Here is a 22381-nt window from a genome sequence, read left to right as displayed (position 1 = left end):
AAAATAACAATTTAAGAAGAAAAGATATTTCATTTATCAAATAAAAAAAATATGGATTTAAAGCTTAAAGGTAAGAAAGCATTTATTACAGGTTCTACTGCCGGGATCGGATTTGCCATTGCCAGCAGATTGCTGATTGAGGGAGCGGAAGTTATTATCAACGGCAGAACAAAGGGAAGTGTAGAAAAGGCTATAGCTGAACTAAAGTCAATATCCGGAAATTCTAATATTACAGGGATTGAAGCTGATCTTTCAAATGCAGAAGGAGTAAACAAACTGATAGCTTCATTGCCTTCTATAGATATTCTAATTAATAATGCCGGTATCTTTGAACCCAGGACTTTTATAGAAATTACCGATGAAGACTGGTTTCGCTTTTTTGAAGTAAATGTTATGAGTGGTATCAGACTTGCCAGATACTGTTTTCCAAAAATGTTGTCTAATAATTGGGGCAGAATTATTTTTATCTCCAGTGAGTCAGCTGTTTTTATTCCTGAAGAAATGATCCATTATGGCATGACGAAGACAGCTCAGTTGGCAATTTCGAGAGGTCTTGCTGAGTTGACAAAAGGAACGAATGTTACTGTAAATTCAATATTGCCAGGGCCTACAAAGTCCAAAGGAGTAGGAGGGTTTATAGAAGATCTTTCCAGATCTAAGAATATTTCAGTAGATGAAGTAGAAGCTGATTTCTTTAAAAACATACGGCCAACTTCTCTCATTCAGAGATTTGCAACTGTTGAGGAAATCGCAGATACTGTTGCTTATTTTGTTAGTCCTCTTGCGTCAGCTACCAATGGAGCTTCTATAAGAGTTGAGGGAGGGGTGATAAAATCATTATTGTAGAAATCATATCCACAGTCTTCGGAATCATGCCTGATTCTGAAGACTGATGTGTAGATTTATAACAACCTCTCTTTTTGTTCCTTCGTCAGAAATTTCTGAAGGATATCCAGCAGGTCCAGCTCATATAGGTCATCAGGGTGTTCGATGTCTGTAAGATGGGGAGTCAGCCATTCATAGTTTGTAAGTAATAGCGTAGAGGTACTTACATCCGGCCATCCTGCCTGAGGCTCAGATTTTTTTAATTGTAATATCCTTTCCTGCCATTCTTTTACTTCTTCGGTAAACGGAAGTAAGAAGTCTCCTTCTTTTTTAATCGCATCCGAAATAGCTTTAATTCTGAATTTATCGTTAGGTGCTGGCAATGGTTTTGATTTAAGTATGATGCTTCCGATTCTTAAATCTTTAGAAGCTTTTAATGTACCGTCTTCAGTATCCCATGAAATGACTTCCTGCTCTTTTACCAATGGTGCGAGATCTTTTGGATTTAAAGGAGAGGCTAAGAAAATTTTACCCATACCCTCTCTGGCATCAAGGTTGGCAATGGCAAGCCATGATTCATGTGCCAGTTCATCTTTATGGCTTGCGGAAGCATATTTACCATTGGCAAGCTGAAACTGAGCATTATTGCCAGGTCTGGCAAAGGCAATTCGTTCCGGATGACAATGTGCTAATAAAACACCTGTTTCGTACGGATCTTGCTGACCATTATCTTCCTTTATATCAAAAAGCTTTCTGTAAGAAGCGGCAACCTTTTCAATCCTTCCCAATTGTTTACCCTGACCCTTTTCCTTACGATACCTTCTTAGTGCTTCAATTCGGACGTTAATGTCAATCCCAGTTTCTCTTTTCAATGGATCTCGCTCTTCCAGAAGAGCAGCAAGGTCAGTAGCAAGCGGAAGTCTGTTTTCTTCTTCTGCCATCAGAAGCATATGCGCAATTCTCGGGTGACATGGAAGCGAGTGAATTTTCTTTCCATGTTCCGTAATACGGCCATTTTCCAAAGCATTCAACTGATGCAAAGTTTCTACAGCTTGAGCAAGAGTAGCTTTAGGCGGAGGAGAAAGCCAGGTAAGCTGGTGAGGATCAACTATTCCCCATTGAGCCATATCCAGCACCAATGAAGATAAGTCAGCCTCCATAATTTCAGGAATCCTGTGCTCTGTCATATTTTCCTGGATGCTTTCTGACCACATTCTGTAGCATGTTCCAGGACTAAGTCTTCCTGCCCGGCCAGCACGCTGGTCTGCAGAGTCTTTAGAAATTCTTTGAGTTACAAGCCTTGATAATCCTGATTGGGGATCGAACTTAGAGGTCTTTCCAAAACCAGAGTCAACAACTATTTTAATGCCTTCTATTGTTAAGCTTGTTTCTGCAATAGAAGTGGCAAGTACAACCTTACGCTTTCCAGTCTTGTCAGGCATAATGGCACTATATTGTTTTCCTGGTGGCAACATGCCATACAAAGGATGAATGACAAAGCCCTTTAGCTCTTTTTTAAGAATGCCTTCGCATTGTTTGATATCAGCTTCTCCCGGAAGGAATACAAGGGTATCTCCATCTTTTTCTTTTACAGCCTTAATGACGACTTTCGCTGTCATCTCCGGAAGCAGGAACTGATCAGCTTCTCCTGTATATTTGATTTCTACAGGATATTGTTTGCCCTGACTCTGTGCAACAGGAGCTTTGAGGATCTTAGTCAGTTGAGGCATATCAAGTGTTGCCGACATCACCATAATGCGGAGGTCCGGACGCAGTCTTTGTTGAGCTTCTCTACACAAAGCCATTGCAACATCAGCATGGATGCTGCGCTCATGGAACTCATCAAAGATTACAAGTCCTACACCTTCAAGGCTGTTGTCGTTGTGTATGAAGCGGGTTAAAATACCTTCGGTCAGAACTTCAATTCTTGTTTTATTGCTGACTTTATTTTCAAACCTTATCCTATAACCAATGCTTTGCCCAACATCTTCACCAAGCAGAGAAGACATACGCTCAGCTATTGTCTTGGCAGCCAGTCTTCTCGGTTCTAGCATCAGCACTTTTTTACCTTCAAGCCATGGTTCATTAAAAATTGCCAGTGGTAATAAGGTACTTTTTCCCGCTCCCGGAGGGGCATTTACAATAAGTGTATTTGATTTGCTTAAGTGTTCCTGTACAGCAGGAATAATTTCCCTTACAGGAAGGTCTATTGATAATGGATTAAATGACAAGTGATTATGTTTTTTTGAAAAAGCAAAGGTAATCAAGGATTAGAGAAAGTCTGACAGGTGGAAAAAAAATCTAATGATTTATTTCACGACATTTATCCACCAGGTTTATATGTTGATAGGAATATTTATCAAATCCTATTTTAGAATTTTAATTATTGTAGTTTTAGGATATTGGGAGTAAGTAATTCACTTTGATAATTAGAAAGTTAAGCTTATTTTTGTAAATGGTAAACACTACTAATTATTGTATTCTTAGATGAAAAAACAACTACTTTTATCTCTGCTGATTTCAGCTTCTTTCACTTCTTTGTCCTCTTTTGCAATAGCCGAGCCGATCAAATCCTTAGTGCATCATATTCAGGAAATCAATGAAATCCAGATAGCGAAGCATCCGGAAGATGTAGCTGTATGTGTTGGTACTGGAGCACTTTTTTCTATTCAAGCTGAAGGTGAAAATTTATCTTATCAGTGGCAGGTATATACAGGCTTTGCATATGTAGATATAAATGGTGCAGAATCTAGTTCTTATCAGTCGCCGCCAGTAGAAAAAGAAATGAATGGAAGTCTTTACAGGTGCGTTTTAACAGATGAGAGCGAAGTTAAAATTTATTCCGAATCAGCAAAGCTAACTGTAAATGAGAACCCTATTATCCTTTCAGACCCAGAGTCTGTTTCTGTATGGGAAAATGGAAAAGCAGTTTTTGAGGTCACTGCATCCGGAGGAGGAATATCTTATGCCTGGCTTACAGACAGAGGTTCCGGGCCTGAATACATAGATGGAGCGAATTCATCAAAGTTAATATTAAATAATGTAACTACTGACCTGAATGGTTTGAATTTTGTTTGTGAATTATTATCAAGTTGCGGAAGCAGCATTTCATCAGCTCCGGCTAGTCTTACTGTTTATCAGCCATCTATGTGCATGGCAACTTTTGATAAGACCTCTGGAAAAAATCTGGTTATATTCGAAAAATCAGAAGATTATCCTGCGGTAGACAGTGTCAGGATTTTCAGAGATGGTAAGCAGATCGGCCGTCTTGGAGGAATTGAATTCAGTATATTTAAAGATAACAGTTCACATCCTGAACTAACTTCTTATTCATATAGCATTGCAGTGAAGGATGTTAATGGTAATATGACTCCATTGTCTCAGTCGCATAAAACTGTTTTGCTATCGCAGGATAAACAGGAAAGTGCAATTACAATTACCTGGAATGCTTATGAAGGTGCAGGTATAGCTGAATACGCGATCTACAGAGGTGCTTCCAAAGATGCTCTGGAATTAGTTACTACAGTTTCTGAAGGTATTTATTCATTTACCGATATCAATCCTCCTGCATCTGAAAAATTGTTTTATCAGATTGAAATGCACTGGGTAAGTTGCTTCCCGTCTGCACGCACTTCAGAAGATCTGTCTCTAGGTTCTAATTTGCTGGAAGTAGAAAATGTGATTACGTCTTTGCAAAAGTTAGCTGCAGGTAAAATTAATGTTTATCCTAATCCTGCGAAGGAATTTATATCAGTAGAGGGCCTTCTGGCTGGCGATGCTATAAGTATAATGGATTTGTCAGGTAGGGTAGTTAAGTTGTTTGATGGATCTCAGAATACACTTTCTATATCCGGAGTAGAGGCTGGTATGTATATTCTGGAAGTAAACAACCAAGCAGGTAGAAGATCAGCTCCGATTATTGTGGAATGAAATTTATTGAAAGTATAAAACTAAAAGAGGCCGGAACTTTGCAGCTCCGGCCTCTGGTTATTTTAGGGTTACTTTTTTCTTGGGGTCTGTGGCTTCTTGTTTCTTAGCTTCGTCTGGCTTGCAAACAGAACAAGGCTCATAGCCATTTTTTTGGGCCGCAGCAAGTTCCTGTCCTTTTTTGCCTTCGCTTACAACGGAGCAGTTCTTTTTGTGATATTTTTTACCTTTCTCTGTAACGTATACTGTCTGAGCTTTTGCAAACTGGCTTAGTATTGCAAACAGAATAATAAAAGCTGAAGTAAATAAAAAACGATTTCTCATATTGCTGTAATTTTTCGAAACATACGACTGTTTAGAAAAAGTGTTGTTGTATGTGGAAAAGTATTTGGGTTTATGAGGATAATGGATAGCCTATTTTTGAAAGAATATAATGACAAAGAGGTACACAGAGGAGATGCAGAGTTGTACAGAGGATTATATGAAATATGTAATAATAATATATGTGTGAATTGCTGAAGATCGGTGAAGATTTTACAGCAACTCACAATACATATGAACAGCACCAAAACTATGTGAATTAATTTTTTTTCCTATGGAAAAATGATTTAGAAGAGGGCTTTTCCTGGAGTATCATTGCAAGGTTAAGCTTCAATTCCGGATGTTTCATTTACTCTTTGCCTGAGTTTCTTGGTGGCGATCATCATGTTCTTTAATGCAAGCTCTGTTTCAGCCCATTTTCTTGTCTTTAACCCACAATCAGGATTCACCCATAGATTCCTTGCCGGAATTACAGCTAAAGCTTTTTCAAGTAAATGCTCTATTTCTGAAACTCCTGGTACTCTAGGAGAGTGAATGTCATATACTCCGGGACCTATTTCATTTGGATAGTTGAAGTCTGCAAAAGCATCCAGCAATTCCATCTGAGATCTTGAAGTTTCTATAGTGATTACATCAGCATCCATATCTGCAATGTGTGAGATGATATCGTTAAATTCGGAATAACACATATGTGTATGGATCTGCGTTTCATCCTTTACTCCAGATGCACTTATTCTGAATGCAGTTACTGCCCAGTTCAGATACCTATCCCAATCCACTTTATGTAGTGGTAGGCCTTCTCTGATTGCAGGCTCATCTATCTGGATAATTTTTATGCCTGCTTTTTCAAGGTCTGTCACCTCATCTCTTATAGCTAGAGCTATTTGCATGGTAGTTTCTGATCTCGGCTGATCGTCACGTACGAATGACCATTGCAAGATCGTAACAGGACCGGTAAGCATACCTTTCATATAATGATTGGTTTTTGATTGTGCATACTGAGACCATTTTACTGTCATAGGTTTGCTTCTTTCAATATCTCCATAAATGATGGGAGGTTTAACACATCTTGAGCCATAGCTTTGTACCCAGCCATTCTGAGAAAATACATAGCCGTCCAGTTGTTCGCCAAAATATTCCACCATGTCATTGCGCTCAAATTCTCCATGTACCAACACATCTATACCAATTTCCTCCTGCCACACAATCGAACGATCAATTTCTGATTTTACTTTTTCCTCATAATCTGCTTGAGTTAATGTTCCATTCTTTAATTTAGCTCTGAGCTGTCGAATTTCATCAGTTTGTGGAAATGACCCGATTGTAGTAGTCGGGAATAAAGGAAGATTTAATGCTTTTTCCTGTTTCTTTTGTCTTATATCAAATGTGCTTGCCCTTCTGCTATCCGCATCAGTTATGTTCTTTACTCGTTCTTTTACTTGTGGTTTATGAATCAGTGTTGATTTCTTCCTGCTTTCGATGATATCTTTGTTTGGTTTAATTGCAGCTGCAAGCTCTTGAGGATCCTTGACAGATGCCAGTTTTTTCAAAGCACCAACTTCTTCAATCTTTTGCTTTGCAAAAGCCATCCATTGTTTGATTTCGGCAGTTAGAACTGTTTCATCTTTTTCATTGTCTAGATCGCACGGAGTGTGCAGCAATGAGCATGAAGGAGCGATCATCACTCTATCTTCTCCTAATATTTCAACAGCCTTTTGAATAAATGATAAAGACTTTTCAAAATCATTGATCCAGATATTTCTGCCATCTACAACTCCGAGGGAAAGGCAGGTTTTGGAAAGTATGAACGAGGTCTGTAGTATGTCATTAAGCTGAGAAGGGCATCTTACAAGATCAACATGCAAGGCATCTATAGGAAGTACTACTGCAAGTCCCAGATTGTCTCCGGTGCAGTCAAAGTAAGTAGCAACCATAATTTTCAGGTAAGGGAATTTCTTTCTTAGCTGATCATATACAAGATGGTAGGCTTTCTTTTCTTCGTCACTCAAGTCCATTGTTAGGAATGGCTCATCCAGCTGAATCCACTGAGCCCCCATTTTCTCAAGCTTTTCAATGATTTCTATATAGACAGGCAGAAGGTTTTTGATCAGTTCAATTCTGTGAAATCCATCTTCTTTCTCTTTTCCAAGCAGCAGATAAGATACTGGACCGATGATCACTGGTTTGGTTTCTATTCCTAACACTTTAGCCTCCTGGTATTCATTGGTAATCTTATTTGAAAACAGGCTGAACTTTTGATTTTTATGGAACTCAGGAACGATGTAGTGGTAGTTAGTATCAAACCATTTTGTCATCTCCATTGCTATGATATCTTTTCCATCTTTCTGATAGCCTCTGGCCATTGCAAAATACAAGTCATTCTCTGTGTTATTTCTGTCTTCTGCTATCTCATGATAGCGCTCAGGGATGGCATTTACAATGAGAGACATGTCTAATACCTGATCATAAAAGGAAAAGTCATTAGACGGGATAAGGTCAATCTGTGCATTTTTTTGAAGTGTCCAGTTCGCCTCTCTGATTTTCTTTCCAGTGGTTAAAAGATTCTGAAGGCTCTCTTTGCCTGACCAGTATTGCTCTGAAGCTTTTTTAAGCTCTCTGAAAGCTCCAATTCTCGGGTATCCTAAATTTTGTGTTAGCATAGTTGTTTGTAGATATAAATTCTTTACAAATCTATGTTGGTAGATCTTAATACTATAATTTTGGTTAAAAATTGAAATAAATATCTTTTGTGTTTATTTTTGTGGAATAAAAATCTGTATTTGTGGTTCGAAAGGATCTTAAAAAGAAAATTTATCTATGACTGAATTAGATGATTTGGATATCAGACTGTTGAAATTGCTTCAAAAGGATTCAACACTCACTACAAAGGAGTTGGCAAATAAGCTTAATCTTACCCCAACACCGGTTCACGAGCGGATCAAGCGATTGGAGCGTGATGGTTATATTAAGAAATATGTTGCTTTATTAGATAACCATAAATTGAATAAAGGACTGGTTGTCTTTTGCAATGTGACCTTAAAGCAGCATGAAAAAGGTATAGGGAAAAAGTTTGTAAATGATATAGTTTCACTAAAAGAAGTGACAGAGTGCTATAACGTCTCAGGACAATATGATTTTATGTTGAAGGTGATGGTAAAGGACATGCCTGAATATCAAAATTTCATAATGAATAAACTGGCTTCCATTGAGAATATAGGAAGTACTCATAGTGTATTCGTGATGGGGGAGATTAAGAATTCGACTGAGCTGCCGATATAAGAATATATAGTAATCTTCGTTTATCGGTATTCAGTTTAAATTTATCGTACAGGTTCGATAATATCTATTCCCAATGAAAAGAATATCAGATTAAATAGGCTTTCTGTTATACTGTATATTACTGGTTTGATAAGTGCTTTTGTTTTCCGATACAGTTTTTCGGAATTTTTTCTATGGGTTGTGGATTAAAGATGGAAGCAAAATGTTTTATCGGAGAACTTTTAAATTCTCAATGCAATCAAATTTTATTGAGGGTAATAAGTAGTTGTTGAACAAGTGTAAGCCATTGTGGCATTTGGTATAGATATGTTATTTAATTATTACTACCTTTGGGTTCCTTAATTAAAATAATAATGACTGAATTTGAATTAGAAGGCTACGAATTTATTGAATTAAATAAGTTGCTTAAAATTACCGGTCTCACCGGTACTGGCGGTGAGGCTAATACGTTTATTGTTGATGGAGAAGTGATTGTAAATGGTGCAGTTGAAACTCAGAAAAGAAAAAAATTGAGAGATGGGGATGTGGTAGAATTCCAGGGTGAGAAAGTGAAGATAAAAAAGGCGTATTAGTTTTTACCTAAAAGATAAAAAGGGCAGAAGATAAATTCTTTTGCCCTTTTTATTTAATTATCTTATAAGGTTGGTTAATGTTCTATGAATGCTCAAGGTCATTTTTTACCCAGGATAAATAACCTTCTCCGTGTTGACTGGAATCTAAGCCAGCTTTTTCATCGTCTTCATTAACTCTTAGCGGAGAAATCCAGTTAGTAAACATTAACAGAAGGTAAGATCCACCGAATGCGAATACAGAAACGCCAATGAGTGCAGCCAAATGATGAAGGAATAGTTTTGTTTCTCCAAAGAATAGGCCATTGTCACCATCAGGTATAATAGGGTTTACAGCACTAGTAGCGAATACTCCAGTTAAAACCATTCCTACCATTCCTCCTACACCATGGCAGGGGAACACGTCGAGTGTATCATCAAGTGTAGTTTTGCTGGTTCTCCAGTCAACTAGTTTGTTAGAGATAAGACTTGCAATAACACCTATGAAAATAGAATGAGGTATTGTAACAAACCCTGCAGCAGGGGTAATTGCCACAAGTCCTACTACTGCCCCGATACACATTCCCAGTGCGCTTGGTTTTTTACCTTTGACAGTGTCAAAGAAAATCCAGGCAAGGGCTGCAGCTGCAGAAGCACCTGTTGTCGTCATGGCAGCAGATACTGCAAGTTGATTAGCACCAAGTGCAGATCCAGCGTTGAATCCAAACCATCCAAACCATAATAATCCTGTTCCCAGCATAACTAATGGTATGTTGGCTGGATTATGTTCTGCTTCTTTCCTCTGATGCAAATAAAGGGCAGAAGCCAGAGCAGCCCAACCCGCAGACATATGAACAACAGTTCCTCCTGCAAAGTCTAGAACTCCAAGGTTATATAAAATACCTTCAGGATGCCATGTCCAGTGGGCAAGCGGGGTATAAATGAAAATGCAAAAAAGACAAATGAACAGAATATATGAAGTAAAACGAATACGCTCAGCAAAAGCACCTGTAATTAATGCAGGTGTGATGATAGCGAATTTCAGCTGATAAAGAGCAAATAACAGAAGTGGAATAGTAGGAGCGTTTACCCATGGTTTACCTTCAGCTACTCCATCAAGAAAGAAATAAGTAAAAGGATTGCCGATCCATCCGTCGATACTTTCTCCGAAAGAAAGGCTAAAGCCTACAACTATCCATAAGACAGAAATGACCGCCATACAAATGAAGCTCTGAAGCATCGTAGAAATTACGTTTCTAGGGTTAACCATTCCCCCATAGAAAAATGCGAGCCCTGGCGTCATCAATAAAACCAGAGCAGCAGCTGTGAGCATCCAGGCTGTATCTCCTGCACTTAACTGGTCTTTGTATTTCGTCCAATAGTCAATTGTATTTACACTCGGAATACCTGTTATTAATAAAGTGATTAGGGCAATGCCAATTAAAACGATAAATGGAATAATTGATAATTTTCTGGTCATTTGGTTAATTTTTTGAGTTACCTGGTTAGGTTTCGTAAAAAAACGCATCAAATTTAGGTAAAATTACGATGTATTTATAGGGGAATAACCGGATATTTCTTACAAGTTGGCCATAATTTGAAGCTGAAGTTTTTTTAAGTGATCATTGTGTAAAATAATATGGATCATTTAATGTGTTTTGGAAAAAAACGTTTATCTTTGCAGAGCAGATCTCCCAAGATTTTTTGAAAAGGAGGACATTATGTTGCAAACCTCATTATACATATCACCCATTCAACTGACAGCTTAGTTTTAAGTTCAGGACTTCATTTAATTTATTATAAGAAAATCAAATAGAAGGTATTGCAGAGAAGCCATATTCTGTATGGTCTTGTTGTACACTTTATTAAAGAATGATTTTACGAGAGTATTTAATATCGTTTTTTTACCGGTATTAATTTCCTGTTTTTGTCCTGTTTTCCTTACCTCTTAAGTTGTTTTCAGATACTTCCTTCGGGAAGGGTGGTATATTTTTGTGCCTTCTGAAATTGAAACTACAGTATTGTTAAATAATTAACTGTTTTAAATCCAAAGTTTTATGTTGGTGTTTAGTACTTTTTCTGAATTAGTCTCAGAGACTTCAGAATATTCTCCTTGTACATACAGGAGCCAAATAGATTTTTATTTCAAATATTATAAAAAGTCAATACCCATATGGGAAGACAAACTATTAAAACGAAAGACCTGACTAAAATAGGTTATCATAACGATGTATCCCGCAGCGTGGCAATGGCTGTAGTAATGCGTCATTTTAAGCACATTGCCAAAGAAGAAATATTGAATATGCTGTCTCTTTTAAAAGATAATCCTGACGAATACTTAAACGATGAGCAATTGGGACCATTAGCAAACACATTTGTGACTAAAGTAAAAGTGCAGACATTTGAATCTTATGAGTTGCTTGAAAAGCCTGCAGCATATAAAGTTATTGGAGGAAAAGATATTGATGGGAATGCGAAAAGGCAGATGGATCTTGCCATGCGTTTACCCATATCGCTACAGGGTGCTCTGATGCCAGATGCACACACGGGGTATGGTTTGCCTGTCGGAGGGGTATTGTCGGCTGATAATGCAGTCATTCCATATGCAGTAGGTATTGATATCGGCTGTAGGATGGCGCTATCAGTATTTGATCTTTCTGAAAAATACCTGCAAATGAATGCCTATAGCTTAAAGAAGGCATTGGGAGAATTCACTCATTTTGGTATGGATGGCGGGCTTGAATTTGCTCAGGATCATGAAATTCTTGAGAGGCCTGAATTCGGGTATACTGACTTGCTGAAAAAGCTTCATGGGAAGGCCGTGAAGCAACTTGGATCTTCCGGAGGTGGAAATCACTTTGTGGAGTTTGGCCTGATAGAGCTGATTGCAGGTAATATTCTTGACCTTCCTGATGGAAGATATCTTGCAGTTCTTTCTCATTCAGGTTCACGTGGCTTAGGAGCTGAGGTTGCTAAGTATTATATGAAAATTGCAATGGATACTTGTAAACTGCCAAGAGAAGCCCAGCATTTGGCCTGGTTGTCGCTCAATAGTGCAGCAGGGCAGGAATATTGGCAGAGCATGAACCTTGCTGGCGATTATGCAAGTGCTTGTCATGACCGAATTCATTATAATCTGGCTAAAGCAATCGGAGAAAAGCCAATAGCAAGAGTTGAAAACCATCACAATTTTGCATGGGAAGAATGGCACAATGACAAAAAAGTAATAGTCCACAGAAAAGGTGCAACCCCTGCCAGTAAAGGTGAATTGGGTATTATTCCTGGCAATATGATCTCGCCTGGTTACCTGGTTGTCGGTAAGGGCAACAAAGATTCTTTGAATTCAGCATCTCACGGTGCTGGTAGGCGGTTATCAAGAGGTGGGGCCCGTGAAACCTTTACCATGTCAGCATTAAAGAAACAGCTTTCTTCTGCAGGAGTAACCCTTCTCGGAGGTACTGTGGAAGAGACACCTCAGGCTTATAAGGATATAGAAAAAGTAATGGCAACTCAGCAATCACTCGTGGATGTTCATGGAAAGTTTTTTCCAAAAATTGTAAGAATGAATAAGGAATAAGATGAATGAATATTTAGTACAAATTTCCTCCGGACGTGGTCCGGAGGAATGCTGGAAGGTGGTGGCAAAGGTGCTTGAAATCTTCCTTAAAGAGGCGAAAACAGAAGGTCTGCAGGTTAATATCACGGATAAAGAGATTGGACCATTAAATGGTACCTTATTGTCAGTCTCTGTATTGGTAAAGGGCATAAAAGTAAAAGAGTTTTTAACAAACTGGGAAGGCTCTATTTTGTGGATTTCACCAAGTCCATACAGGAAATTTAATAAAAGGAAAAATTGGTTTGTGGGAATAAAAGCATATGATGTAGCTGATTTTTTTGTCTGGCAAGACAAAGAGGTTGTATTTGAAAGTCTCAGAGCTTCTGGTCCAGGCGGCCAGCACGTTAATAAAACTGAGTCAGCCATTCGCGCAAAACATTTGCCGTCAGGAATTTCAGTAGTTGCCTCAGAAAGAAGGTCTCAATTTCAAAATAAAGCCGAAGCTTTGGAAAGGTTGAAAGCTAAGGTTTTAGGTTGGAATGCTGAGGAAGCAGCAAAGAAAACACAAAGTCAATGGAATCAGCATAACTGTCTGGAGCGCGGAAACCCTGTCAGGACATTCAATGAAAGGTTATAAAAGTCAAATTAAATTTTAAAAACGACTTTAATAGAGCCGTTTTATGCATTTGGCCTGGTAAAAATCTGCTTAATCAAAAAAAAAGATTTATACTTAAAAAACATTGTAGATGTTTCATAGTTTATGTAAATTGTCAATCTTTTTATAAAAAATCACATTTTAGTACAATTAACAAAAGCTTTATAATTCATGAGCCCAGAACCTAGAATGAATGGTCCCAGACCGATCATGAGACCAGTCAAGAAGAAACCTGCTGATCCGAATGACACAAAAAATCAGGCAGCTAGTTCTGATGTTAAAAAGGAGACCAAGATTGAGTCAAAAAAAACTGACGAGATAAAGTTTGATTCAGCTCCGGTTGTACAATCAGAATCAAAACCTTTGGAAAAAGTTGAACCTAAGCAAGAACCTAAAGTTGAAACTCCTAAAGTTGAGGCAAAATCAGAGGTGAAGGCAATAGTTAAACCAGAGCCTAAGGAAACAAAGCCGGAAGTGAAATCAAAACCTGAGAGAGCTCCAAAAGAATCCAGACCAAAATCGAATGGAGGAGGTACTGATTTTGTAAAAATTGCCAGTTTGATTACAAACGTATTGTTATTAGGAGCACTTGCATTTTTTGTCTACAGCAAAGCAGATCAGGCAAAAATTGCTGAAGCCGAGCTACAAAGCACTACAGAAACTTTTAAATCTGACATTAACGGCAAGTTAGCAGAGATTACAAGACTTCAGGACAGCCTTAAGATTGTTATTGCAGAAAAGCAAAAACTTGGTTTAGAGCTTAGTGAAGAGAGAGCTAAACTTGCTGAACTTGATGATTTAAAATCACAGATTCAGAACAAACAAGTTTCAATTAATCAATTGAACAAAAAGCTATCCCACTTCAAAAAGGATTATATCATGGCAAGTGCAAGCCTTCAGTCATTATCTGCTGAAAATAAGCACTTGCAGTATGAGAAGGAAACGCTTTACAAGCAGCTTCAGGAGAAAGATGATTCTATCAAAGCTCTTGTAACTGAAAAAGTAGAATTGTCTGAGAAGGTATCCGTAGCTGCAGCCTTAAAAGCTGAGTCTATCCATATCACAGCTTTAGGCCATGGAGGTAAGGAACTTAAGCAAGCTGCTACTTACAAAGCAATGATTGTTCAGCAGGTTAAAATGTCTATATCTCTTGCTCAGAATGATCTGGCACAAGGTAAAAAAGAGATCTACATGCGCTTTATTGAGCCAGGAGGAGCAACTCTTTTTGAAGGAGATAAAACTTTCCTTGTTAATGGTAAAAAGACATTCTATACAGATAAGCAGACTTTGGATCTTGAGTCTTCCCACTCAACTGGTTTCCTTTATATGAAAGGTAGCAGATATAAGCCAGGTAAATATACTATCGAATTTTACTGCGATGGTAAAAAAATCGGTGTAAGTGCTTTAACATTATCTAAATAAGTATTACTGATACTGAAAATATTAAAAGCATGTCTGATCTTTCAGACATGCTTTTTAAGTTTTATATTGATCAATAATAAAAGTTTATAAGAAGTGAAAGATTACAAAAAGTACTATATTATTCCGGCTGAGCCAGAGGAGGTATTTGCCGCATTGACAAACCCTGCAACCATTCAGCTATGGTCAGGAGAACCTGCAGAGATGTCAACTGTTCCAGGATCTGAATTTTCTCTTTGGGATGGAAGTATTTCCGGAAGGAATATTGAGTTTGCAGAAGGTAAAAAGATTGTGCAGGAATGGTTTTTCGGAGATCAGGAAGCTCAATCAATTGTAACTATAATATTACATCAGGATAAAAAAGGAACCTCTGCAGAATTGAGGCATACAAATATTCCGGATGAAGATTATAGTGATATTGTAGAAGGTTGGAATGAGATATATTTTGGCGCTTTGCAAGATTTTTATGAAGGAGAATAAATTTATCCTCATAGGTTCGATTCTATAAAGGTTAATGATTGCAGCGCTTTAATTATTGTCAAAGGCCAATCTGTTGAGAAATAAAAAAAGCCTCTTGTCGGAGGCTGTTTATATTTCTTTTAAGATGCAGATTAAAATTCGATTTCGAGAATTGACTTGGTTGGAATATTAATGCCACCTTTAAGCGTTATATATTCTTCATTTGCTTCCCAAATGGTAGTTTCAACACAAAGCACATTTCCTTCAAGTGTTTTGAAAAACATCTTTACCTTTCCTTTGTACGCATTTCCAAGAAGCTCTGCTTTTTTTAGGTAAATGTTTCTAAGCCTTTTCTTTGCCGGATCACTTAGAACGTCATCTTTAGTAAAGTGAATTTCGCTAAGTTTTTCCTTTGCTATCGTTTCTAATGCTGAGCTCATAACTTTTAAATTTTAATAATTATACGGCTTTATGTTCGTAATGTTATGACGATAATAGTAGATGTGGGTAAATATTGTATTTGAAGGGTTTTAATTTATCCACATAATCATTTCGCCTTTCATTAAATAAGATTGCTTTATTTAATTTAGCAACTTTCAATTCCATTATGTTAAATGGAAATCTGTGATAAAATTTTTGTATGAATTACAAGCAACAATTTAGCCAAGTTTTAGAAACTCAATTCAGTAATTGTAAAAAGTCTATACTAGTGGCAATTGATGCTGGCATGGCGCTCTCCGATTTAAAAGACGGATTTTTAATAAATAATGAAGTAAACACTCATGCTCTTGGAGAAGTTCATTTTTATTCTTTCACATCTTCAATTATAAAAAATTCTTTTTTGGTTACAGCTTATTCATTCTTTGAATATTCATTCAGGAAATATTGTGAAATTATAGTGACTGAGCATACTGGCTTTAAAAGGAAGTTGTCTGATATGGATAAGGTTTATCAATATCATTCGTTGGTTGCGAATATTCTTCCTGTAAGCGCCTCAGTTATTTCAGAGGACTGGGCAAGGCTAGTTATATATAGAGAAATAAGAAATATAATAGTGCATCATAATTCTATTGTTCCAGGAAATACTACATTAAAAACCAAGCTTACACTAGCAGTTGATAATCATATTGATCCTGAAAACAATGGCCCAATTACAATAAGTGATTACATGATAAAGGAAATGTTGGATGTAGGCCTCCGGTTCCTGCTCAATCTGATTGACTTATATGAACAGCATTATCCTGAAGGAATCTTCTCCGATAAATATAAATTTTAAATTTCAATATGCATTATTCATCTGACTAAAGTGTCCTGAATTTTAGGCCTTTGAGGAAAGATGTTTATATTAAGTACAGGATGTGTTCAGAATGTTTTTATAAATTTGTATTTCAGGTACATTAGTTTTCTTTTCTTTAAAATATTTATACCATTTAATCGTCTTTTCTTTTAGAAAAGAGAGAAATCAGAATTAAAAAAATGGCAAGACCCAATTATAGCAGCAACGGATCCATTAAAGAAGAATTACCAAAGGTTAAGTTAAGTAAAGAAAGTATAAAGGAAAATTTATGGGTATTTAAATACATCATCCCGTATAGATTAAGATTTATTCTTGGACTGGTGTTTATAGCGCTCTCTGGAATTACCACAATGGCTTTTCCATATTTGCTGAAGGAGCTTATAGATAATGCACATAAGATAAGTCTTGGAGAAGATGCTATTGCTCCTGGGCTCGTTGCTCTGACGATGCTTGGAGTACTTTCCATTCAAATGTTTTTTTCATTTTCAAGGGTCTATCTTTTTTCTTTTGTGGGGGAGCATGCTGTGTCTGATCTTAGAAAGGACATTTATAAACAGATGATCATGATGCCTATGGAGTTTTTTGCTCAAAGGAGAGTAGGAGAACTATCTAATAGATTATCAGCAGATATATCTCAGATCCAGGATACCGTTTCTTCAGTGCTTGCAGAGTTGCTGAGAGGACTGGTTGTCCTGATCATTGGTATTGGATTGATTTTCTATCTGTCGTGGAAGCTCACTCTGGTGATGCTTTCTGTAGTGCCGGTGATCGTTGTGGTTGCTGTGGTCTTCAGCAGAAGAATAAGAAAAGAATCTAAAGAAGCACAGGATCAGCTTGCCGATTCTGGTGTAATTGTTCAGGAAACATTGCAAGGAATAGCAAATGTAAAAGCGTTCTCTAATGAAGCTTATGAGCTGAAGCGTTATAGCAATAGTGTTGAAAAGGTAGTGAAGCTTGCTATCAAAAGTGCACAGCTTAGAGGGGTATTTATATCTGTTATGATATTCAGTGTCTTTGCCGCAATTGTAATGGTCGTGTGGTATGGTACAAGTATACTTCAGTTTGGAGAACTTACAGCTTTCGTAGTATATACTGCATTCATAGGCGGATCTATGGCAGGATTCGCAGAACTGTATTCTCAATTGCAGAAAACATTGGGAGCTACACAAAGAGTTAAAGAGCTGTTTGATGAAGTTACAGAAAATGTAAACATCAAGGATGAACCTGTGCAGGATGCTTTCAGAATCGAAGGAACAGTGGAGTTGAAGCATGTTGCTTTCAGCTATCCATCGCGTCCTGAAATGCAGATACTAAAAGATGTAAGCTTTAAGGCTGGCCTGGGTCAGCAGATTGCGATTGTTGGTCCCAGTGGGGCGGGCAAAAGTACGTTGGTATCTTTGCTGCTAGGGTTTTATAATCCTGCTGAAGGCGAGTTATTATTTGATGGGAAAGATGCAGGAAGTTTTCCTTTATCTCAATTGAGAAAACAAATGGCTTTTGTTCCCCAGGATGTGTTACTTTTCGGAGGAACAATTTTTGAAAACATAGCTTATGGAAAACCTGAAGCTACCAAAGAAGAAGTTGAAGAGGCTGCCCGCAAGGCTTATGCTCATGGCTTTATTAGCAGCTTCCCTGAAGGTTATAATACAGTGGTGGGAGAAAGAGGTGTCAAGCTTTCTGGTGGTCAAAGACAAAGAGTGGCCATTGCAAGAGCAATATTAAAAGATCCCGCAATCCTTATTCTCGATGAGGCTACAAGTTCTCTTGATAGTGAGTCAGAACAGCTGGTACAGAAAGCGCTAGACAGTTTGATGAAAGGGCGTACTTCGATTGTGATAGCGCACAGACTTTCAACTATTCGCAATGCAGATAAAATAGTTGTGCTGGAAAAGGGATTTGTAAAGGAAAGCGGAACCCATGAAGAGTTAATTCTTATTAATAATGGGTTGTATAAGAACCTTAATAAATTACAGTTTGAGCTTTCTTAAATTTTAGATAGGTTGGGATTTGAGTAGACCAGCCTCAATACATCTTTTTCAGATTATTCAGTATATCCTGGAGTCCGTTGATTTTAATTTCAAAGACGGTGGCTAACATCATTCCAAGGCTGTTGTCAGGAAATCCTTCTTTTTGAAACCATTCAAGATAGGAGACCGGAAGGTCGCAAAGCAAGGTGCCTTTATATTTACCAAATGGCATTTTGGTTTTTACAATTTTGATAAGAATTTCCGGATCGGGCTGCACTTAAGAAGTTTTTGATAGAACAAAGGTAGGCAACTTTAAATAACAAAAGTATAACAGTGCGGTTTTTCTGAGAATTTAAATGTTCTCATGGCAAAACTTAAGATAATTGCGCTTATCCTTATTGTGTTAGTAGTAGGCGTAGGAGGATATTTTTTATTTGGCAATTACAGTGATGGATATAGGGCAGGAACAATGGTAAAATTCAGTAAGAAAGGAGTGCTGTTTAAAACGTACGAAGGCGAACTCAATCTTGGAATGGTTCTTAATGATCAGCAGCCAGGTGTAAGTGTTGCAAATATCTGGAAATTTTCTGTAAAGGGTTCGGAAGATGAGCTAAACAATAAATTGCAACAAGCATTGCTTAATGGGAAACGTGTAAAAGTACATTATGACGAAAAGTTTTTTCAATTTGACTGGAGAGGGGATACCAAATATATTGTTGACGAAGTAGAGATTCTAAACTGATAATTTAATTTGTATTTTCAATGGCAGCTGGTTCAGTCCCTGAACCAAAAGATACTTCGGCGTAACTGATTTCCTGGCATCCCTTTTTTTGATTGATTTCTTTTATGGTATCAATGATCTTAGCCCGGATTTTATCAGCTTCTTCAGAAGTTTCGTATCCTTCTATACTTCCATCAGGAAAAATTACCATTGTATAAAACTCACCAATAATACTTGGGATGATTTCTCCTATCAATTTATAGCCCGTTTTGGCTTGCATACCTTTCAGAAAAAAATCCTTTGCCTTTATTCTTAATTCATCCATAAGCTTTCTATCCCTTGCGGTAATGAGGATTGCATGATGCTTATATTGTTTCATTTTAGGATTATTTTTATGTTATTTTTAATTATTCTTTTATTTTTAATATTGGTTTAGTTCAAAAAAGTAGATTGGACTTATTGCTCAATTTCAATGGGGGGTAAATGCAAAAGTAGGCTAAATATTAAATTTCTGTTAAAATATACGGTCAAATTCATGTTGAAATTTCATAAAAAGATGTCAAGACTATATAAAGGAGGAGATTTGTCAAGTTTAAATTTTCTTGTCTAATTTATGAATATAAAAAAAATTATATAAATTGAAAACGAATAGATTTTGATTATTCTAACTTCATGAAAAAAATTCAGGCATTTATTAGGACGTCGAAATTTGAAGAAGTGCGCAACGCATTGCACAAAACGGGGATAGAGATTTTCACCTATTACGATGTGAAGGATGCAGTTTTTCATCGTGAAAGTAAAGGTGCTTATCGGGGTACTTCTATTGTTGATAATGCTTCTGTGCCAAGAAGGTCTATAGAAATTGTAGTTCCATCTGAAGATTGTGAAGAAGTAGTTAAAAGCATAAAATTGGCAGCAAGTACAGGTCAGGTTGGAGATGGGAAAATTGTAATTTTCGATGTTGCAGAATTAGTTAGAATCTAAATTATTACTTTATGCAGGATATTATTTACGACACTATTCAGGGATCTGCAACAAATTCTTACCAGTCGGAATTGCTCCGAGCGGAACTCATGCAAGCGATTCAGACAATAAAAGATTCTGTCGCTGCAGCGAAAACTGCTGAGCTTGCTCAAGCCAGTGAAATTCAGAAAAGTGGTTTTGTAATTAATAACCTTTGGATGATGATCGCTACAAGTCTTGTATTTATAATGCATCTTGGTTTTGCTACACTTGAATCAGGTTTGTCCAGGGCAAAAAATACCACCAACATCTTATTTAAGAATGTAATAATACCTTGTATTGGGTTGCTTTCATTTGCATTAGTAGGCTATAGTCTCATGTATCCTGGCTTTCAAAAAGGGGTATCATATGATTTTATAGGTTTTAAAGGATTTGGAATATTCCTTCCTGAGGGCGGTGAAGGAATTGATTACAGCTCCAGGTACACATTCTGGACAGAGTTTTTATTTCAGGGAATGTTTGCAGCAACTTGTGCTACAATTGTCTCCGGAGTTGTTGCTGAAAGAATCAAGCTGATCAGTTTTATTATATTTTCTGCACTATTTGTTAGTTTTGCTTATCCAATTATTGGTAGCTGGAAATGGGGCTATGGTTGGCTGAACACAATGGGTTTTTATGACTTTGCAGGCTCCACGCTGGTGCATTCAGTTGGGGGCTGGGCAGGGCTTGCAGCAGTATTGTTGTTAGGTCCCAGGTTTGGCAAATATGAAGGCAATAACATTTATCCAATACCAGGGCACAATATGACTTCAGCTGTTATTGGCACTTTTTTGTTATGGCTTGGTTGGTTTGGATTTAACGGAGGTTCGGTACTTTCTGCTGATCCAGGGGAAGTGTCTAGAGTGTTAGTAATGACTTGCTTATCGGCATGTGCAGGAGGGATAGCATCAAGTATTACAATTTATTCCATTAGCAAATCATTTGACCTGAGTATGACCTTGAATGGCATTCTTGCCGGACTAGTGGGTATTACTGCCGGTGCGGATCAAATGGGAGTCCTGGACAGCATCATCATAGGAACTGTAGCAGGGATGATAGTGGTGTTTTCAGTTATGGTTTTTGACAGACTTAGGATAGATGATCCGGTGGGAGCATTATCAGTGCACCTTTCATGTGGTTTGTGGGGAACACTTGCTGTGGGCTTGTTTGGAAATAAAGCAGGAGTGGATCAGTTATTTGCCCAACTTATAGGAATGTGTGCTGCAGGCTTTGCATCATTTGTCTTTTCATTTATTGTATTCCTGATCCTTAAATATACCATCGGTATCAGGATAACTATAGAAGAAGAAGTTGAAGGCCTGGATGCTCTTGAGCATGGAATGGAAGCTTATCCCAATTTTCTCCCTAAATAAATTTATATGTCCACTAATGAAAATTCAACCAAAAGCGATTTGAAAAAGCTAATTTTTATAGCTTTTTTATCAATCTCTATTGCTCTTGCTTATTTTATATATAGCGGAGTTGAGAAGAATTCAATTATCATGTCCCAAAGAAACCGCATCTTACAGGACAGTCTCCTTATTGTAAAAAAATCAAGCGAAATTGAAAAATTAAAAGCTGATTTGCTTGCGTTGCAACTGGAGAATGAAGTAATGAAAGATTCGGTAAAGCAAGAGTCTAATAAATTTGCTTTGGTTTTGGGTGAATTGAGGTCAAAAGAAACTGAACTAGAATACATTTTTGAAGAAATTCAAAAACAGAAGGCAACTCGAAAGTTAAAGGATAAAGAGTATGCCCGAAATGAAGCGAATGTAAAGTATCTGATTAAGGAGCTTGTGAAATTTGAAGATTCTATTTCTAAAAAAGCTGAAGAAGCAGAAGGGGGAGTCGAATTTGAAGCCAATGCAGCCGGAGGTTTTGATTCCGATAATTCCGATGAAGTCTCTGATGCATCATATTCAAGAACAGCTCCTGCCAAAACAACTTTGAAAGTAAGAGAAATAAATATTGTAGCTATTGTTAATGGCAAAGAAATAAAAGCAGACGCAATTTCTTTACAGCCGAAAGATAAGCTTAAATTCAGAATAGCGTTGGCTGCTTTTCCGGAATCGTCCAGAGGTCATGTAGAGGTTACTGTTCGTTTGGTGGAACCTGGAGGAAAAACTTTATACAACCCTTTTGAGGGAGGAGGTATGTTGAAAGTTGGTGAAAAGGAAATTCCTTATACTGTAAACAAAGATTTTGAATATTCAGGAAGTAAAAATATTAACTTTGTTTTTGAAAAAGGAAGTGAGTACAAACCCGGCAAACACTTTATGCAGGTGTATCTCGACGGAAAGCTTTCAGGAGCTACAAGTTTTCAAGTAATTTAAAGGTGGCTATATAAAAATGTTGCCGGTATAAAAGCGAGCTTTTACTACCGGCATTTTTTTAAAACTTTTTAC

The 22381-nt window shown here is 37.3% G+C and carries 21 protein-coding genes; 14 read left to right on the top strand and 7 right to left on the bottom strand.

What is annotated here, in order from left to right; translation table 11 throughout:
- Nucleotides 1-51: 51 nt before the first annotated feature.
- Entirely contained in the window at nucleotides 52-846 is a 795-nt protein-coding gene (locus K350_RS0112935; RefSeq protein ID WP_028980271.1) for an SDR family NAD(P)-dependent oxidoreductase, read from the top strand.
- A 56-nt stretch (nucleotides 847-902) separates the two neighbouring features.
- Here the strand turns inward: K350_RS0112935 and hrpB are convergent, their stop codons facing one another.
- Nucleotides 903-3056, bottom strand: a complete 2154-nt coding sequence (gene hrpB / locus K350_RS0112930; RefSeq protein WP_028980270.1) for an ATP-dependent helicase HrpB — start codon at nucleotides 3054-3056, stop codon at nucleotides 903-905.
- 256 nt (nucleotides 3057-3312) lie between these two features.
- Here hrpB and K350_RS0112925 point away from each other — a divergent pair, with 256 nt between their 5' ends.
- A complete protein-coding gene (locus K350_RS0112925; protein WP_028980269.1) occupies nucleotides 3313-4755 on the top strand; it encodes a T9SS type A sorting domain-containing protein in 1443 nt (480 codons plus the stop codon).
- A 57-nt stretch (nucleotides 4756-4812) separates the two neighbouring features.
- On the opposite strand, the gene K350_RS28625 is transcribed toward K350_RS0112925, so the two are convergent.
- Complete coding sequence (locus K350_RS28625; RefSeq protein WP_037575530.1) at nucleotides 4813-5076, bottom strand: hypothetical protein; 264 nt, start codon at nucleotides 5074-5076, stop codon at nucleotides 4813-4815.
- Between the two features lie 320 nt (nucleotides 5077-5396).
- Nucleotides 5397-7733 (bottom strand): 5-methyltetrahydropteroyltriglutamate--homocysteine S-methyltransferase, encoded by a 2337-nt coding sequence (gene metE / locus K350_RS0112915; RefSeq protein ID WP_028980268.1) that lies wholly within the window; start codon nucleotides 7731-7733, stop codon nucleotides 5397-5399.
- Nucleotides 7734-7890: 157 nt separating this feature from the next.
- On the opposite strand from metE, the gene K350_RS0112910 reads away from it, so the two are divergent.
- Both K350_RS0112910 and K350_RS0112905 read left to right on the top strand, forming a co-directional pair.
- Nucleotides 7891-8352 carry an Lrp/AsnC family transcriptional regulator gene (locus tag K350_RS0112910; protein WP_028980267.1) on the top strand — a complete coding sequence of 154 codons (462 nt, stop codon included), beginning with the start codon at nucleotides 7891-7893 and terminating at the stop codon, nucleotides 8350-8352.
- Between the two features lie 353 nt (nucleotides 8353-8705).
- A complete protein-coding gene (locus tag K350_RS0112905) occupies nucleotides 8706-8924 on the top strand; it encodes an RNA-binding S4 domain-containing protein (protein WP_028980266.1) in 219 nt (72 codons plus the stop codon).
- Nucleotides 8925-9006: 82 nt separating this feature from the next.
- On the opposite strand, the gene K350_RS28620 is transcribed toward K350_RS0112905, so the two are convergent.
- The gene (locus K350_RS28620) at nucleotides 9007-10380 is read right to left on the bottom strand and encodes an ammonium transporter (protein WP_051313138.1); all 1374 of its coding nucleotides are present in this window, start codon (nucleotides 10378-10380) and stop codon (nucleotides 9007-9009) included.
- Between the two features lie 693 nt (nucleotides 10381-11073).
- Here K350_RS28620 and K350_RS0112895 point away from each other — a divergent pair.
- The 4 genes from K350_RS0112895 to K350_RS0112880 all read left to right on the top strand — a co-directional run bounded on the left by K350_RS0112895 (nucleotide 11074) and on the right by K350_RS0112880 (nucleotide 15010).
- Nucleotides 11074-12477, top strand: coding sequence for an RtcB family protein (locus tag K350_RS0112895; protein ID WP_028980265.1), 1404 nt, complete (start codon nucleotides 11074-11076; stop codon nucleotides 12475-12477).
- Nucleotide 12478: 1 nt separating this feature from the next.
- A complete protein-coding gene (gene prfH / locus K350_RS0112890) occupies nucleotides 12479-13093 on the top strand; it encodes a peptide chain release factor H (protein ID WP_028980264.1) in 615 nt (204 codons plus the stop codon).
- 189 nt (nucleotides 13094-13282) lie between these two features.
- Nucleotides 13283-14533, top strand: coding sequence for a hypothetical protein (locus K350_RS0112885; RefSeq protein ID WP_028980263.1), 1251 nt, complete (start codon nucleotides 13283-13285; stop codon nucleotides 14531-14533).
- A gap of 93 nt (nucleotides 14534-14626) precedes the next feature.
- Nucleotides 14627-15010, top strand: a complete 384-nt coding sequence (locus K350_RS0112880; protein WP_028980262.1) for an SRPBCC domain-containing protein — start codon at nucleotides 14627-14629, stop codon at nucleotides 15008-15010.
- Nucleotides 15011-15141: 131 nt separating this feature from the next.
- Here K350_RS0112880 and K350_RS0112875 read toward each other — a convergent pair whose 3' ends face one another.
- Nucleotides 15142-15429, bottom strand: coding sequence for a hypothetical protein (locus tag K350_RS0112875; RefSeq protein ID WP_028980261.1), 288 nt, complete (start codon nucleotides 15427-15429; stop codon nucleotides 15142-15144).
- 200 nt (nucleotides 15430-15629) lie between these two features.
- Here K350_RS0112875 and K350_RS0112870 point away from each other — a divergent pair, with 200 nt between their 5' ends.
- Together K350_RS0112870 and K350_RS0112865 are read left to right on the top strand one after the other, a co-directional pair.
- On the top strand, nucleotides 15630-16265 hold the full coding sequence (locus K350_RS0112870) for a hypothetical protein (protein ID WP_028980260.1): 636 nt from the start codon (nucleotides 15630-15632) through the stop codon (nucleotides 16263-16265).
- 200 nt (nucleotides 16266-16465) lie between these two features.
- Nucleotides 16466-18274 (top strand): ABC transporter ATP-binding protein, encoded by a 1809-nt coding sequence (locus tag K350_RS0112865; protein ID WP_051313109.1) that lies wholly within the window; start codon nucleotides 16466-16468, stop codon nucleotides 18272-18274.
- 34 nt (nucleotides 18275-18308) lie between these two features.
- Here K350_RS0112865 and K350_RS0112860 read toward each other — a convergent pair whose 3' ends face one another.
- Nucleotides 18309-18530: a DUF3820 family protein gene (locus K350_RS0112860; protein ID WP_028980258.1), complete on the bottom strand. Its 222-nt coding sequence runs from the start codon at nucleotides 18528-18530 to the stop codon at nucleotides 18309-18311.
- Between the two features lie 87 nt (nucleotides 18531-18617).
- Between K350_RS0112860 and K350_RS0112855 the strand changes: the two genes are divergently transcribed.
- On the top strand, nucleotides 18618-18995 hold the full coding sequence (locus K350_RS0112855; RefSeq protein WP_028980257.1) for a hypothetical protein: 378 nt from the start codon (nucleotides 18618-18620) through the stop codon (nucleotides 18993-18995).
- Between the two features lie 4 nt (nucleotides 18996-18999).
- Here the strand turns inward: K350_RS0112855 and K350_RS31155 are convergent, their stop codons facing one another.
- Complete coding sequence (locus K350_RS31155) at nucleotides 19000-19353, bottom strand: hypothetical protein (RefSeq protein ID WP_051313108.1); 354 nt, start codon at nucleotides 19351-19353, stop codon at nucleotides 19000-19002.
- A 293-nt stretch (nucleotides 19354-19646) separates the two neighbouring features.
- Here K350_RS31155 and K350_RS0112845 point away from each other — a divergent pair, with 293 nt between their 5' ends.
- The 3 genes from K350_RS0112845 (at nucleotide 19647) to K350_RS0112835 (ending at nucleotide 22309) form a co-directional block, all read left to right on the top strand.
- Nucleotides 19647-19958: a P-II family nitrogen regulator gene (locus K350_RS0112845; protein WP_028980256.1), complete on the top strand. Its 312-nt coding sequence runs from the start codon at nucleotides 19647-19649 to the stop codon at nucleotides 19956-19958.
- Between the two features lie 161 nt (nucleotides 19959-20119).
- Nucleotides 20120-21349, top strand: coding sequence for an ammonium transporter (locus K350_RS0112840; RefSeq protein WP_028980255.1), 1230 nt, complete (start codon nucleotides 20120-20122; stop codon nucleotides 21347-21349).
- 39 nt (nucleotides 21350-21388) lie between these two features.
- Entirely contained in the window at nucleotides 21389-22309 is a 921-nt protein-coding gene (locus K350_RS0112835; protein ID WP_156027028.1) for a hypothetical protein, read from the top strand.
- The last annotated feature ends 72 nt before the right edge of the window (nucleotides 22310-22381 follow it).

Origin of the sequence: Sporocytophaga myxococcoides DSM 11118, from assembly GCF_000426725.1 — a bacterium.
GTDB classification, from domain to species: domain Bacteria; phylum Bacteroidota; class Bacteroidia; order Cytophagales; family Cytophagaceae; genus Sporocytophaga; species Sporocytophaga myxococcoides.
The sequence above is the reverse complement of the archived record's forward strand: the minus strand, read 5'-3'. Positions and strand labels throughout refer to the sequence as shown.